This window comes from Paenibacillus polysaccharolyticus, assembly GCF_023714295.1.
Taxonomy (GTDB): domain Bacteria; phylum Bacillota; class Bacilli; order Paenibacillales; family Paenibacillaceae; genus Paenibacillus; species Paenibacillus polysaccharolyticus_A.
Window position 1 is genome coordinate 263,949 of record NZ_JAMAUN010000002.1, and the last position, 14,855, is coordinate 278,803.

Annotated in this window: 16 protein-coding genes; 5 read left to right on the forward strand and 11 right to left on the reverse strand. The window is 44.2% G+C overall.

Annotated features, from left to right (window positions below; all coding sequences use genetic code 11):
- Positions 1-413: 413 nt before the first annotated feature.
- Positions 414-1,130 (reverse strand): pseudouridine synthase, encoded by a 717-nt coding sequence (locus M3629_RS09910; RefSeq protein WP_251505312.1) that lies wholly within the window; start codon positions 1,128-1,130, stop codon positions 414-416.
- 311 nt (positions 1,131-1,441) lie between these two features.
- Here M3629_RS09910 and M3629_RS09915 point away from each other — a divergent pair, with 311 nt between their 5' ends.
- From M3629_RS09915 to M3629_RS09930, 4 genes are all read left to right on the forward strand, one after another.
- Positions 1,442-2,650 carry an MFS transporter gene (locus tag M3629_RS09915; protein ID WP_251505315.1) on the forward strand — a complete coding sequence of 403 codons (1,209 nt, stop codon included), beginning with the start codon at positions 1,442-1,444 and terminating at the stop codon, positions 2,648-2,650.
- A gap of 106 nt (positions 2,651-2,756) precedes the next feature.
- Complete coding sequence (locus M3629_RS09920) at positions 2,757-3,995, forward strand: aspartate aminotransferase family protein (protein ID WP_251505317.1); 1,239 nt, start codon at positions 2,757-2,759, stop codon at positions 3,993-3,995.
- 72 nt (positions 3,996-4,067) lie between these two features.
- A complete protein-coding gene (locus tag M3629_RS09925) occupies positions 4,068-5,105 on the forward strand; it encodes a zinc-dependent alcohol dehydrogenase (protein ID WP_251505320.1) in 1,038 nt (345 codons plus the stop codon).
- A gap of 127 nt (positions 5,106-5,232) precedes the next feature.
- The gene (locus tag M3629_RS09930) at positions 5,233-5,946 is read left to right on the forward strand and encodes an HAD family hydrolase (protein WP_251505814.1); all 714 of its coding nucleotides are present in this window, start codon (positions 5,233-5,235) and stop codon (positions 5,944-5,946) included.
- A 182-nt stretch (positions 5,947-6,128) separates the two neighbouring features.
- Here M3629_RS09930 and M3629_RS09935 read toward each other — a convergent pair whose 3' ends face one another.
- The 7 genes from M3629_RS09935 to M3629_RS09965 form a co-directional block, all read right to left on the reverse strand.
- Complete coding sequence (locus M3629_RS09935) at positions 6,129-6,311, reverse strand: YjfB family protein (RefSeq protein ID WP_251505323.1); 183 nt, start codon at positions 6,309-6,311, stop codon at positions 6,129-6,131.
- A gap of 106 nt (positions 6,312-6,417) precedes the next feature.
- Positions 6,418-6,672: a hypothetical protein gene (locus M3629_RS09940; RefSeq protein WP_251505326.1), complete on the reverse strand. Its 255-nt coding sequence runs from the start codon at positions 6,670-6,672 to the stop codon at positions 6,418-6,420.
- A gap of 32 nt (positions 6,673-6,704) precedes the next feature.
- Positions 6,705-6,941 (reverse strand): hypothetical protein, encoded by a 237-nt coding sequence (locus tag M3629_RS09945; RefSeq protein WP_251505330.1) that lies wholly within the window; start codon positions 6,939-6,941, stop codon positions 6,705-6,707.
- A 133-nt stretch (positions 6,942-7,074) separates the two neighbouring features.
- Positions 7,075-7,335 (reverse strand): hypothetical protein, encoded by a 261-nt coding sequence (locus M3629_RS09950; RefSeq protein WP_251505333.1) that lies wholly within the window; start codon positions 7,333-7,335, stop codon positions 7,075-7,077.
- 37 nt (positions 7,336-7,372) lie between these two features.
- Positions 7,373-8,233, reverse strand: a complete 861-nt coding sequence (locus M3629_RS09955) for a Cof-type HAD-IIB family hydrolase (protein WP_251505335.1) — start codon at positions 8,231-8,233, stop codon at positions 7,373-7,375.
- 51 nt (positions 8,234-8,284) lie between these two features.
- Positions 8,285-8,500, reverse strand: a complete 216-nt coding sequence (locus M3629_RS09960; RefSeq protein ID WP_251505338.1) for a hypothetical protein — start codon at positions 8,498-8,500, stop codon at positions 8,285-8,287.
- Between the two features lie 27 nt (positions 8,501-8,527).
- On the reverse strand, positions 8,528-9,085 hold the full coding sequence (locus M3629_RS09965) for a GNAT family N-acetyltransferase (RefSeq protein ID WP_251505341.1): 558 nt from the start codon (positions 9,083-9,085) through the stop codon (positions 8,528-8,530).
- A gap of 198 nt (positions 9,086-9,283) precedes the next feature.
- Here M3629_RS09965 and M3629_RS09970 point away from each other — a divergent pair, with 198 nt between their 5' ends.
- Positions 9,284-10,444 (forward strand): S8 family peptidase, encoded by a 1,161-nt coding sequence (locus tag M3629_RS09970; protein WP_251505344.1) that lies wholly within the window; start codon positions 9,284-9,286, stop codon positions 10,442-10,444.
- A gap of 134 nt (positions 10,445-10,578) precedes the next feature.
- On the opposite strand, the gene M3629_RS09975 is transcribed toward M3629_RS09970, so the two are convergent.
- The 3 genes from M3629_RS09975 to M3629_RS09985 form a co-directional block, all read right to left on the reverse strand.
- Positions 10,579-10,977, reverse strand: coding sequence for a RidA family protein (locus M3629_RS09975; RefSeq protein WP_251505347.1), 399 nt, complete (start codon positions 10,975-10,977; stop codon positions 10,579-10,581).
- A 300-nt stretch (positions 10,978-11,277) separates the two neighbouring features.
- The gene (locus tag M3629_RS09980) at positions 11,278-12,720 is read right to left on the reverse strand and encodes a 6-phospho-beta-glucosidase (protein ID WP_251505349.1); all 1,443 of its coding nucleotides are present in this window, start codon (positions 12,718-12,720) and stop codon (positions 11,278-11,280) included.
- A gap of 63 nt (positions 12,721-12,783) precedes the next feature.
- Entirely contained in the window at positions 12,784-14,697 is a 1,914-nt protein-coding gene (locus tag M3629_RS09985; protein WP_251505352.1) for a beta-glucoside-specific PTS transporter subunit IIABC, read from the reverse strand.
- Positions 14,698-14,855: the final 158 nt, after the last annotated feature.

The window sequence follows — 14,855 nt, forward strand, 5'->3', positions numbered from 1 at the left end:
TATCCCATCTCCTTATCCATTGGAGGAAAATCTTACATTAAGTCTCATTCTTATTTTAAATTAAACCTAAACTGAACTCAAATAGATGTTCTCGATTCACCGCTCCGGTAAAATAAGCAATATTGTTCAAGAATTCAGCCTCAGGTGCACGTTATAATCACCTAAACATACCAGAAAGAAGGTGCATCATGAGTCGCGAAGTGTGGCTCTTACATTTCGGAGAGCACGGCGAGAGGCAAAAACCGCAACGTATTTTCGGCAAAATTACGTCGCAACACTTAAATCACTTCTAGTTTAGAAGTTACGTCATAACGTCACGATGTAAAAAACACGATCCCTAACAAACGGGGTCGTGTCTTCTGCGTCCTTTTCAAATAAGTAACTTATACGACAGAGCTGGGGCAAACTAATCACTACTCATCCACCGCTTCGTTATGATCTAGCTGAGACATAAGTAACTCCAACTCCTGTTTCTCCAGATGTCTCCACTCTCCCCTTTTCAACCGTTCATCCAGTGTAATGTTCATAATCCGAATTCTCTCCAGCTTTAAAACCCTGTACCCCAGCGCTTTACACATTCGGCGGATTTGCAGATTAAGCCCCTGTGTCAAAATAATTCGAAAAACGTTCTCGTCTTGCCTACACACCTCACATGGTTTGGTAACCACATTCAAAATCTCCACACCTTGTGACATGGATTGAAGAAATGCATCAGTGACCGGCTTGTCCACGGTGACGACATATTCTTTCTCATGATGATGCTCCGAACGCATCATTTTGTTCACGATATCTCCGTTATTGGTGAGTAAAATCAACCCCTCTGACGCTTTATCCAACCGGCCGACTGCAAAAATGCGTGAAGGATAATTCACAAACTGAATGATATTGCCCTCAATATGTTCAGCTGCCGTGCATGTAATGCCAACGGGTTTGTTCAGAACGATATACACGGCCTCAGGATTCCGCTCTGGAATGCGCTCCCCATCCATCAGCACGATGTCTCCTGGTGCAACCGTATCTCCTTTTACACATACCCTGCCGTTGATTGTAATTCTTCCGGCTGCAATGCGACGAGTCGTTTCCCTGCGGGAGAAGTGCCCCGTCTCACTTATGTATTTGTTGATTAACATATTTCACCGCTTCTCATTATTTAATCTGTATATTCAGCCGTTCTTTCATTCCTTTGATCAATCATTCCGTCTACTTTAAAGAGCGCTGAACCTCATCTTCTCATGAAACGAAAAGTGACGCAACAGAGTCATCTTTGACATAAATCTTGTGATCGGACAGGATGAACCAAAAAAAGAATGACCCCGCCAAACTTTAACATAATTTTACAATAAAAAGCTTGTACAATTTCAAAAATATGGTATAAGTTAAATATAAAATAAACATTTATTTCAATTTATAAAAATGTTATCCACTTCGAGGAGGTAGACATTTGAAAAGAATATTCGTTTTAAGTTGCGGCTTCTATCTGTTGATTGGCATAACCAGCGTAGTACTTGGTGCGCTTCTACCCGTTTTATTACCTCATTATGAGCGCGGTTACAGTGACGGGGGATTTCTACTATTTTTGCAGTTTCTCGGGTTTCTTGTCGGTGTACTTGTGTCACCGTCCATGACGGGTAAAATTGGTCGAAAATGGATGCTCACCCTTGCGTTAATCTGCATTATTGCAGCTTATTTGCTGCTCGGATGGTTGCCTTCGTGGAACGTTCTGCTTCTGTTGACCATTATTGTGGGGTTTGGCTCAGGCATCATCGAACCTTCCGTTGGCGCCTTCACTATCGAATTCACAGAAAATCAGAAAGCGGTAGCCATGTCCAAGCTGGATGTATTCTTCGCCCTGGGCGCACTTCTCATCCCCGCGGCGGCAGCTCTGTTCATCTGGTTGGGCCAGTGGCACTTGACGTTCTTCACGGTTGCTGCCTGCGCGCTTATCCTCATGGTTCCATGGGTCACCATGCCTCGGCCTGCCGCACAATACCTCGAACAGGCTGGAGAAAACACGACACAACAGGGGGCAAACAAAGCCAGTTATTCCAAAAAACATCTGGGGTTGCTCTCCCTCTTCGTTGTCTTTTTCTTTGTTTACATGGGACTGGAGCTTGGACTGATGAATTTCCTGCCCTCCATTCTGGTAGAACGTTTGGAACTGAAAGAATCTATCGCCTCCCTAAGTGTATCCATTCTGTGGATTGCCATGATTGTAGGACGCCTGTTCTCTGGCAAAATCGCTGAAGCCGTCAATTATATGCCTTTCTTGATCTGGAGCACGATAGGTACATTGCTGTTTACGGTATCTATGGTATTCGTGTCCGGTCAATGGGTAACATATGGGCTAATCTTTGGAACAGGATTATTTATGTCGGGTTTATTCTGCATCGCACTCGTCTATGCGAATGTGCTGATTCCTGGCATGACTGAAAGGACAACGAGTATATTGATTGCCTCCGGCGGTATTGGCGGTGCAACGTTACAGTATCTCACGGGATGGAGTATGAGTGCATGGCCGATCGTCGGCACCATCATGATTTTAGCGGGATTTTGTATGCTTTTATTGCTGACATTGATCCTCTCCCACCTGTGGAACACTCGGAATGAATCGTTGAGCTCTGCATACCCGCATCAAACCAAAGAAATATAACTTGTAAGGCTTACAGACTTCCACACTTGAAAGGGGGGATGCCCAAACCATCCGGAATGTCATATTGTTCACCTAGCTAGTACACTAAACTATTGGAGGAATCCGAATGCAAACTTTAACCAATAACCGCTTTACAGTCGGAAAAGGGATTAAGTTGATTGACGATGCAGGTGTGGAATATCTAGATGGCGTCTCGGGTACGTTTAATCTGTCCTTGGGATATAATCATCCACATGTAGTCAATAAAATTCAGGAACAAGTCGGCAATCTTACGCATATGTCTTCCTCCTTCACGGAACCTTACGTCAATGAAGTATTGGAACACTTGATTGAGTATGCTCCGAACAATATCGATGCCGGATGGATGCGGGATATTACCGGGTCTACGGCCAATGAGTGCGCAACTAAAATTGCCCAGAAGTATACAGGATCAACGGACATCATCAGCTTGTACCTTTCTCATCATGGACAGACCCAATTCGCAACGGGCATCTCAGGTAATGCCTTTAGACGCAAGCGTTTTCCTAATTCGTCAGCCCCTAATGCGGTTCATGTACCCGCACCATATTGTTATCGTTGCCCGTTCAAAAGTGAAAGTAGCGAGTGCGGATATCAATGTGTTGAAGCGATATCTGATGCTATAGAGTATGCCAGCTCAGGCTCGGTTGCTTGTATGATTATTGAGCCTATTCTCGGAAATGGCGGCAACATCGTTCCACCGTTAGGATATTTCAAGCGCCTTCGCCAATTATGTGATGAGAACAACATGCTTCTCATTGCTGATGAAGTCCAAACGGGTGTCGGACGTACGGGTACGATGTTTGCTAGCGAATTATTTGATATCCAGCCCGACATGATTACACTTGCCAAAGGCCTTGGCGGTATTGGTGTACCTGTAGCTGCAGTTCTGATGCAATCTCGATTAAATGTACTGGAAAAACATGAGCATTCTTTTACCTCGGGCAGTAATCTCATCTCGGTCACCGCTGCCAAATCCACACTGGAAGTGGTCTCAGAACCGGGATTTTTGGATACGGTCAAACGAAAAGGTATTTTGCTTGGCGGACTGCTACACGAGCTCGCTCTGAAATATCCTGGCATCGGAGAAGCCCGCGGAGTGGGACTCATGTGGGGACTTGAAATCGTGGGTGATCAAAATGAGCCAGATACTCCAAAAACCAATGCGATCATCGACCGTGCCTTTGAAGATCAACATTTGATTCTACGCAGTTCACGGTACGGCTTTGGCAACGTCGTTAAAGTACGCCCTTCTCTGACAACGACCGAAGACGAACTGGTTGAGATTGTGGATCGATTGGATTCTGTCCTCGCCAGCGTTCATTAATGATCGGAAGTTATTTTAGCGTCGAAAGTAGTTTGAAAAAATGTAGTTCCTACAAAAAAAGGAGGTTCCATCATGCTTGCATTAGTATATAAATCTGCGTGGGATGTCGCACTTGAGGAACGACCTGTTCCCGAAATTACCAGAGATAATCAGGTGCTTGTGCGTATACGGGCAACCGGGGTCTGTGGAACAGATTTAGGCATTGTTAGCGGAAAATATCATGCGATTCCTTCCGTCATTCTTGGACATGAATCCGCAGGTGAAGTAATTGCTGTCGGCTCCGCCGTCACCACACTGCAACCAGGAGATCGTGTCGTGATCGACCCTACATATTACTGTGGTCAATGCGAGATGTGCAGAACAGGAAGGCAGAACCACTGTACTCACAAGTCCGTTACGGAAACGGGAGTAAGTGCAGATGGCACGTTCACGGATTATTACGTGACAGAAGATCGCTTTTTATATCAATTAAAAGATCATGTTAGTTACGAAGAAGCCACTCTAACCGAGCCGCTAAGCTGTATGTTGACAGGCATTAACCAGATTCACTTGTTGCCGAATTTCAGAACGATTATTCTTGGGGCCGGACCCATTGGCATCCTATACAGCTACGCACTCGCTTCCAAAGGCGTAACGGGAAGTCTTGTCGACATCTCGGAAGAACGCTTAGCCATTGCAGGCTCTATAGCACCAGACCGCTGGCAAGTTCATTCATCTTTTGAGCAGGCCATTGCAGACATCGCTCCGACAACCGGACAAGTCGATATGATTGTAGATACCACTGGTGTAGTAGGCACTCAAGTACTGTCACAACTCGCTAGTGGCGGCTATCTGATGCTGGTTGGTTTACGGGATGGAAATACGTCATTTAACCCGAAGGAAGTTGTGGATCGCAGCCTGAAGATTATCGGCTCTATTGATTCGCTTGGAACGTTTGCCACCGCACATTATATGATTGAACAACAGATTATTCCTGCCAAAAAAATTATAACCCATTCTTTTCCGCTGGAAGATTATGAAGAAGCATTCCGCACACTTGGATGCGATATACGGGGACGCACCTTACAAGCCTCCTCTCATGCCATCAAGGTTGTACTGCAATCCAATTAATTCGTTTTTCGTAGCTTGCTGGAATGCTGAATAAAAAGCAGTTACACTAAAACATATGAGACATCATTCAGAGGAGGAATGCAGCATGACAGCAGATCAAGTGGCTGGACGTCTGGACAGGAATCAGATGCAGGATGAACATCGTCATCTTTCTATTCAAGGGGTCATTTTTGATATGGATGGCGTTCTGATCGACAGTGAACCGATTTATTTCGAGATAGAGCGGAGTTCATTTGATCATTTTGGGGCAGCCGTGACGTTGGAAGAACATCATTCTTTTGTCGGTGTCACGCTAGAATCCATGTGGCAACAAGTTATCGACAAATATCAGGTCAAGGTGCCGCTGGAAGAGATTCTTGCGTATCATCAACAGCATGTCATGGAAAAGATGTTAGCTCATGCCAAGCTTGTGGCTATGCCTGGGGTAGAACGGTGGATTCGCTGGCTACATGAGCAACACATCCCGATTGCCGTTGCTTCCTCATCCCCTCGGGCACTCATTGATCTAATCATGGAGAAAACGGGATTAGGGCCTTACTTTGAAGTACGCATGACAGGCGAAGAGGTTGAACATGGCAAACCGGCTCCGGATATTTTCCTGGCCGCAGCCGAGCGAATCGGTGTATCTCCGGCGAATTGTCTGGTTATAGAGGATTCTCGCAACGGTGTTCAAGCCGCCAAAAGTGCAGGAATGCGTTGTATCGGATATCATAATCCGGGGTCAGGCAATCAGAATCTGTCCAAAGCAGATGTGCAAATTTCCAGCTATGATGAGCTATGGACATTGAAAGATAATCTGCCTTTTGAGAACGTAGCACCGGACTTACCAAGATCAGTTTAATATAGATTTTGATAGAGATGATTCTGGTAAGAAATCTGTTTATTTATTAATTCATGCTAACTGACTTTATCGGGAAAAACAAACGTGAAGCCGTTCCAATTCTTTCGAATTGAAACGGCTTCACGTTCTGCTTGCTGCATGTTTTGTGAAACAAAACATCTTGATCTTCATCCCGAAAGGGATTATACCGAAATATCAAAACTTCTGCCTAGATTGGGGTGAGGAGCCGAGGCTGACTTCAACATCTCGGCCATCTGCTGACCTTGTTGCTGTGCCATGTCTTTGGCCATTGACATCACTTGCAGACTTGCTGCTTGTGCCACCGAAGCTTGACTCATAGCCGTAGATAATGCTGCGATATCCATTATGTACGCTCCTTTCGCCTCGTCTTATTATTCGTGTCCCTCTTCATATATCGGTCAAAGAAAGGCAAATGTTATACGAGATTCAATAACGTATCAAAGTTATTCATCAGTCATATCCTCCTACTGCTTCAGGCAAAGCTTCGTAAGCATCTTTAGCTTCAACGATTTCATGAATATATTCCCGTAAATCTAATAGTTGCTTTGCGTCACTTGTGATCTCACAGGATTCGTCCGACCATAACCAAGTCTTCGTTTTCCCATCCACCGTAATGTTCCAGCTTTCAGTCATATACGGGATTTGAGTACAATTTGAAGTTATCGATCCGACATCTCTCATCTCCATCACATTCATTTCATACATTTTCGTATAGATCCTACGCATTTCTTCCATGGTTAGCCTGATTGCGGCCACCCCAGTTCCGTTTTGAACCAGATCCTTACGAACCTGATCAATGTATTGATTTCGTTTTTATTGGCCTCCCCATACCCGTAACGAACTTTAAAATTAAAATCTGCGGGCATTTCTCTAGGCATAACTTGAACATGAGCTTCAGCCACTGGTCTGGATTCTGCCACACAACCAGTAATCAGGCACATGATTCCAATGAACAGTACAGCTATACGTTTCATACAGCACCTCCCAACTCTATTCCCATCATATATATGGACGGAAAAACGTTCATTTGAGTTGCTTAAACAATACAAAAAGGAGTAGTTAGTAACTACTCCTTTGTTCAACAAATGCTGTTAAGTTCGTTAATCATCAGCCAAGATATGTGAATACGCCATCTGTTTCTTTGGCTCTTAATGTAACTTTAACGCCCAACTGCTCTGGCTGGGGATATACCTTTTTGATATCTGCGATCATCTCTTTTACCATTGCTTCGAGCTGCTCAAGCGTGATGTCTTTAGATACCGTACGTATTTTCAACAGCTCATGTTTTTGAAAAGAGCCTCCTCCATCTTGCGTGTTTTCCTGACCCCAAGCACTAAGTTCAAATTCCACTTTTATGCTCTCAGGCATGTACTCTACTCTCCTCTCTGGTTCCATACAAGTAACCTTACGCCTCTATTAATCCATATTTCACAAAACTGTGATACAATCCGTCTTCTTTCACCGAATCCGTAATATCATCAGCAATAGCTTTCAGCCCAGGCTTCGCATTGCCCATCGCAATCCCTACAGCACAGAACTCCAGCATCTCGGCATCGTTCATGCCATCGCCGATGGCCAACGTATCATCTCTCGACATTCCCAGATGCTCTAACAGATCAGCAATCGCAATCGCTTTGTGAATTCCCGGAATCATCAATTCTCCACTACCTTCTCCGAAGACAGGCACGGTACACTGAATTACTTCAAATTTGCCTTCAAACTCCTGTTTAATTCGTTCAAAAGGAACCTCCGAGCTTTCTAAAAAACAAACTTTGTTGACGTCATCTTTATACAGATCGGCTTCGCCGTAAGTTAATCCTGCAATAAACGGATGAGGTTTTGTTTCCTTTTTCTCCCGTGCAATTGGATCATTCTCGATATCTCCATAGATACGCCGTTCCAAATGGGATTGAAGATTACTGCTTGCGTACAATGCCGAGTTGGATTCAAGATAGAAATCAATGCCGTGTTCATTGAAGAAATCGACCATATGACGAACATCTTCTGCCGTTACTTTTTTATGATATAACACGTCAGAGCCATACTCCACGTATCCGCCGCCTGCTCCAATCAATCCGTCAAAGCCTACTTCCCAGATCGAATCATAGATCTCAGCCTTAGAGCGGCCTGTGCATAAATACAGCAGATGTCCATTCTTACGCGCTTGTTTACAAGCCTCTTGAGCAGACAATGGGATATTACCGTCATCGTCTACCAACGTGCCATCAATATCAATAAATACGATTTTTGGTTTTATGTTGCTCATCTGTTATTCCCCCAGTTGTATTCTCTGTCTGCAACCTTACGTTTTACTGTACTACGCGTTCCGAGGTGTCCGTTGATCAATCAACTTTTCTAGAAATTCTGTAAAACAATCCGCATACACTTCAGGCTCTCCATTAAAGTAATCTAAACGCATCACCTTGAATTCTCCGCGTGCATCAGCCATTCTTGTATCAAAATAGTAATATTCATCCTCATCCGGGATAAACAATTCCAGCTTGCCTTCCTGCTTTGCCTGTTCGGAAACCATTTTAACGCCTTTGTGTGGGCCAGTTTCTCAATCAGACTTGTGTACATTCCTACATCTCTCCGATCTAATGTTGATGGGTTTATCCATATGCACGATTTGCCATTCATTTTGCTCTTCCGTAATAAATGTAAACCCTTGACGCTCCCAGAAATTCACGGCTCCTGGCAGAAAACGATGGGTATGCAAATATAACGTTGTATACTGCATTTTAGTCACGATCCGTTGCAGTTCTTGTACCAATCTTGAACCAATGCCATACCTTCGGTAGGCAGGATCAACGTAACATTTTACAATCTCAGCTGCGGTATGAGCCGAGTAACGACCTTCAATAACCTGAATTCGCCCATCATAAGGAACAATACCAATCGAACCGATAATACCTGCTTCATCCGATCGTGCAATCACAAAAACAGTATCATTCCGGTTCATGTAATATTCGTCGAACTGCTCAAAATCCTTAGGCAATACGCTATGACTCATCATCGGAAATACTTCACTACGCACACGCATAGCAAAATCAATCGCTTCCTGAATCTCATAGGATCGAACAGGTCTTACTTCGGGCTTCACCTGATGTTCTGTCAACCATATCACATTCCTTATTTTCTTTTATAAAATACTTCTCTTCATCTTAACGAATTCTTATAAACCTATCAATTAACTATATTCAAACCTATGAATCTATCTGTACTCACGACCAATTTGGAAGCAAGCCCGCGCATTTTCATAGATTCCGCATAGGATAAGGCGTGTCAGAATCCAATATGGAAAGGGGTAAAGCCGATGTGGTTATGGTTAGGCATCTTGGCCGTTTTCATTTTGATCTCCACCTGGCTCACCCTTCGTTATATCGACCAAAGGGAAGCAAATACATTCGATCCTCACACCCCACATCAACTGTTACTCAAGTTCAAAGAAGGTACAACCCCTGATCAGATGCACACCCTTCATCGAAAAACGAAATGCAAAGTCGCTGAAACCTATGAAGACCTCGGGTGGTACCGAATCGAATCTCGCAAAAAAATGCACAGGATGCTCAAGCAGTACAAGGATCATGATCTCATTGAACATGCACATCCCAACTATCTGGTTGAAGCTTCATTTATACCCAATGATCCCTTCTTCCCTTATCAGTATAATCTCACCAAAATCAATGCGCCTGCTGCATGGGATATCACTCAGAGTAACAGCTCGATTAAAATTGCCATCATCGATACGGGTATACAGTTGAATCATCCTGAACTTGCATCCAAGCTCTTGCCCGGTTACGATTACGTCGATTATGACAACATCCCTGAGGATGGAAATGGCCATGGCACCCATGTTGCTGGCATCGCCGCTTCCATTACCAACAACGGTGTTGGGATTGCGGGCACAGCACCTCTCGCTTCCATCGTTCCGCTTCGTGTGCTCGACAACAACGGCCAAGGGACGATTGGTAACGTGGGCAATGGGCTTGTTTTTGCAGCCAATAACGGCGTTCAAGTGATCAATCTGAGTCTGGGTGGACCGACAGGAGATGCTTTCCTTCAGGCTGCCGTTCAGTACGCATGGGATCGGGGAGCTGTCATTATTGCAGCAGCAGGTAATGACAATACGTCATTTCCGATTGTTCCAGCATCGTATGCTAACGTCATCGCTGTTGCATCCACTAACTCATCCGACCTGAAATCGAATTTCTCCAATTACGGTTCTTGGGTGGATATGGCTGCACCGGGTGATACTATTCTCTCCACGTACCTTGGTGGATCGTACGCTTATCTTAGTGGAACATCAATGGCCGCTCCGCAAGTTGCTGGCGTGGCTGCTTTACTCGCATCCCAAGGCAAAACGAATGCCCAAATTCGGGATGCCCTATGTTTCGCTTCAGACCCTGTATCGGGTTCAGGCATCTATTGGACGTACGGGCGGCTGAATGCCAATCAAAGTGTGCAAGTTCCTTAACGATGCGTGTGTTCATTTACCGCTAACCTATTAGGTTGACCCTTGTTTCCTTATATTTCATAGCAATATGCAAATAAAACGATGGAGCTTCTACAAGATAGAGCTCCATCGCATTTATAGAAATGTATTTGGTTTTATAGTTTTGCAGCCCAAATTTCGATTTCAATCTTGATCTCAGGCAGACCTAACTCTGTAATATATCCAATCGTCATTGCAGGATAATCATGATCGAATAATTGCTCCCATTCGCTGTACAGGTAATCCCAGTCTATTTTCTCCGTTGCCCACACATTCACTTTTATAATATGTTCAGCATGCAAATCTTCGGATTGCATAACGGTTTTGATATTGTGAAATGTATTGGTGACTTGTTCATTCAACGTATTCGGAAATTGACCATTCACATCTACGCCAACCTGCCCTGATGTTACAAACAACTCTGCATTTCTCGGAATTTTTGTGATATGCGTATAATTCCCTACAGGGGGTGGCATATTGGTTGGATTTTTTCTCGTAATTTTTTCATTTGTCATGTTCATTACCTCATCATTCCTAAGATTTTTCTACGGTTTTTCATTATTTAGATCTCCATTCGGGCAGACTTGTCCCGTGTTTTGGATTCTAGAAAAATACCGCAGTGGAGTATCCATATCCTGAAGATATAAACGCAAGTGATTTTTTCTTCATGGCTGATGACTCCCCCTTCTTAGTTGACAAGATTTTCTACATCTATAAATTATAATAAAACTCATAACGCGAGTCAAACGGACGTCAAGCCATTGATTCCTTATCAAAACCAAAAACAATCCCGTGCGAACGGGACTTTTCTTGGTCTAGAAATATTTTGCGCCATTACTTGCAATAACCTCTTTGTACCAATGGAAGCTTTTCTTTCTTACCCGACGAAGTGTTCCGCTTCCATCGTTATTTCTGTCTACATAAATGTAGCCATACCGCTTCTTCATCTCACCCGTACCTGCGCTAACCAGATCAATGGGACCCCAACTGGTGTATCCGATCAGTTCTACACCATCCTGAATCGCTTCGGCCATCTCAGCGAAGTGGCTATTCAGATACTCAATGCGATAGTCATCTTCAACCGTGTCATTATCCAGCAACACATCGGTCGCACCGAGTCCATTTTCGACAATAAACAACGGTTTGCCGTAGCGATCATGAAGCTGGTTACACGTAATACGAAGCCCTTTGGGATCAATGGTCCAGCCCCATTCGGACGCTTGAAGATACGGATTCTTCACCGATCCAAACACGTTGCCTTCGGTGGAGTCCTTCAACACTTCAGGATCAGCACTTGTACAGCGGCTTGCATAATAGCTAAAACCAATGTAATCCACTGTATGATGCTTCAAAATTTCGGCATCTTCCGGTTGCATCTCAATACAGATATTATTCTCTCTGAAGAAACGTTTGGTATAACCCGGGTACTCTCCTTTGGACTGTACATCAATAAAGAAGAATGATTCCCGGTCTTTATCCATCGCTTTCCACACATCATCCGGATGTGAACTGTAAGGGTACACCGTACCCGCGGCCAGCATACATCCAATCTGTGCACTCGGAATAATCTCGTGACAAGCTTTAACAGCTAGCGCACTTGCAACCAGCTCATGGTGAGCCGCCTGATACAACACTTGCTCTTTGTCCTCACCTTCCTGAAGCACGATCCCCGCACCGATATAAGGCAGATGAAGCAGCATGTTGATTTCGTTAAATGTCATCCAGTATTTCACTTTATCTTTGTAACGAGTAAACAGTGTTTTGGCATAGGTTTCGAAAAAGCCGACCATCTTGCGGTTTTTCCAGCCACCGTAGTTCTTCACCAAATTCACAGGTACATCAAAGTGACATATGGTCACGACGGGTTCAATATTGTGTTTTAACAGTTCATCAAAGACATCATCATAAAACTGAAGCCCCGCTTCATTCGGCTCTGCATCATCACCGTTCGGGAAAATCCGTGCCCAGGCTACCGAAAGCCTGAGGCACTTGAATCCCATTTCTGCAAATAAAGCAATATCTTCCTTGTACCGATGATAAAAATCAATCGCGTCATGTGAAGGATAGAATTCTCCTTCTTTGGGTTCAAACGAATCCAGATTACCCAGCGCAATCGGAAAACGATTGGCTCCAATCGGGATCAGGTCAACCGTAGTTAACCCTTTCCCCCCTTCAAGATAAGCACCTTCCAGTTGATTCGCTGCCGTTGCTCCTCCCCAGAGAAAATCATCTGGGAAGGCCTTCTTTTTTTCAACCATTTGAATAATTCCTCCTATTCATCATAGGCATTTATGATCCAGTTCGATCCGTTCAAGCACGTATTAGTTCAGTACTGTCAGCAGTTTATCCTGCTCGTTCACAGTCTGACTTTTAGTAGGGACAACGTCGAGATAACTGGAAGTATTGGTGATGATTACCGGGGTTACGATCTCGTATCCCGCATCTTTAATCGCTTGCAGATCAAACTCCATGATCAGATCACCTGCATTGACACGGTCACCATCTTTGACATGTGCAGTAAAGTGTTGGCCTTTCAATTGCACCGTATCTTGACCAATGTGAATCAGCATCTCTACACCATCATCTGTAACAAGACCAATTGCGTGTTTGGTACGATACACGGTTTGCACAACACCTGTTATCGGGGACACAACTCTACCACTGGTTGGACGGATGGCAATGCCTTTACCCATATGTTCTCCTGCAAACGTAACATCGTTAATTTCTTTCAGTTCAACCACTTCACCAGCCATTGGGCTAACGATTTCATAACGGTTATTCGGGTTAGGATCAAGTACAGGTGCCGGAGCGGCTGTTTTTTCAACTGGATCTTTGAAGCCCACAACATAAGTCAAGATGAAACCAAGAATGAATGCGATAATTGTAGCTGCTACAACCCAGAAGAATACGGAATTCATTCCTTCTGTAGGGCTTACATAGCTCGGATAACCGAAGATCCCTAGACCACCAATGATGTAACCTTTCGCTCCGAACAAACCAAGGATACCTCCACCAATACCACCAGCAATACAGCTCATGATAAATGGTTTTTTGAGTGGTAGTGTCACACCGTAAATCGCTGGCTCAGTTACACCGAAGATACCGGAAATGAATGCAGGTGCACCGAGTGTTTTGACTTTTTGGCTTTTCGTTTTCAGCATAACCGCCAGCACGGCACCGATCTGAGCAAAGGAAGCTGCAAAAGAAAGTGCCAGAATCGAATCATAACCAAGCGTTGCAAGGTTAACGAATACCAATGGAACGAGTCCCCAGTGGAGTCCGAACAAGACGAATACTTGCCACAAACCACCGATTACAAGACCTGTAAGTAACGGACTCAGTCCGTAAATGGAAGATGTAAATGCACCTAACAGTTGACCTGCCCATGTCGCAATCGGGCCAATAACCAAAAATGTAAGGGGTACAATAACGAGCAACGTACAAAATGGAACCAAGAAGTTACTGACTACTTTAGGCATAACTTTTTTGAAGAAACGTTCAATTTTAACCGCGAAGAACGTGGCGATAATAATCGGGATAACGGATGAGGCATAATCCATCAAAATGACCGGAATACCTAGAAACTCTATCCGGATCGGTGATTCAAACAAAGTGCCTGCAAACAAAGTGTACATTGGTTCCCCAGCGCGTATTCCCGCAAGTGTCGGGTAGACTAACGATGCACCGATGGCCATACCGAGGAACGGGCTTCCACCGAATTTTTTAATGGCTGTGTATCCAAGGAAGATCGGGAAGAAGTAAAATAAACAATCTCCAATAGCGTTTAACAACGCATACGTACCTTCCGTATTATTAATCCAACCAAGGGACACGAACATCGCCGTGAAACCTTTGATCATCCCTGTTGCTGCAAGCAATCCGAGAACCGGAGTAAATACACCGGAGATCATATCGACAAAACGGTTAAACAAATTGCCTTTTGGACCGGAGTCTGCATCATCCGCATCGACTTGACCCTCAGCAGACAGATTGCCTACTTTAACCACAGCTTTATAGACGTCCGGCACTTCGTTGCCGATTACGACTTGATATTGTCCTCCGCTCTGCATAACGGTAATTACACCAGGCATATTTTTCAGTTCTTCTGTTTTGGCTGCGCTTTCATTTTTCAGTTTAAAGCGCAATCTCGTTACGCAATGGAATACACTGTTTACGTTCTCAGGTCCACCAACCCGTGACAGAATGTCTTTTGCTAATTGATCGTAGTTGCTCATTGTCATTCTTCCTCTCTAAGTATACTCCCCATGCTTGTGAAACAAAGAAAACCTGAACTACTGAACAATCACAACGTACCGGAGATCCGGAAATCAGTCATGTTATTCAGCAATTCAGGTTTTGCCCTTAACGGTTGCAACCCTGTAAGGCTGTACAC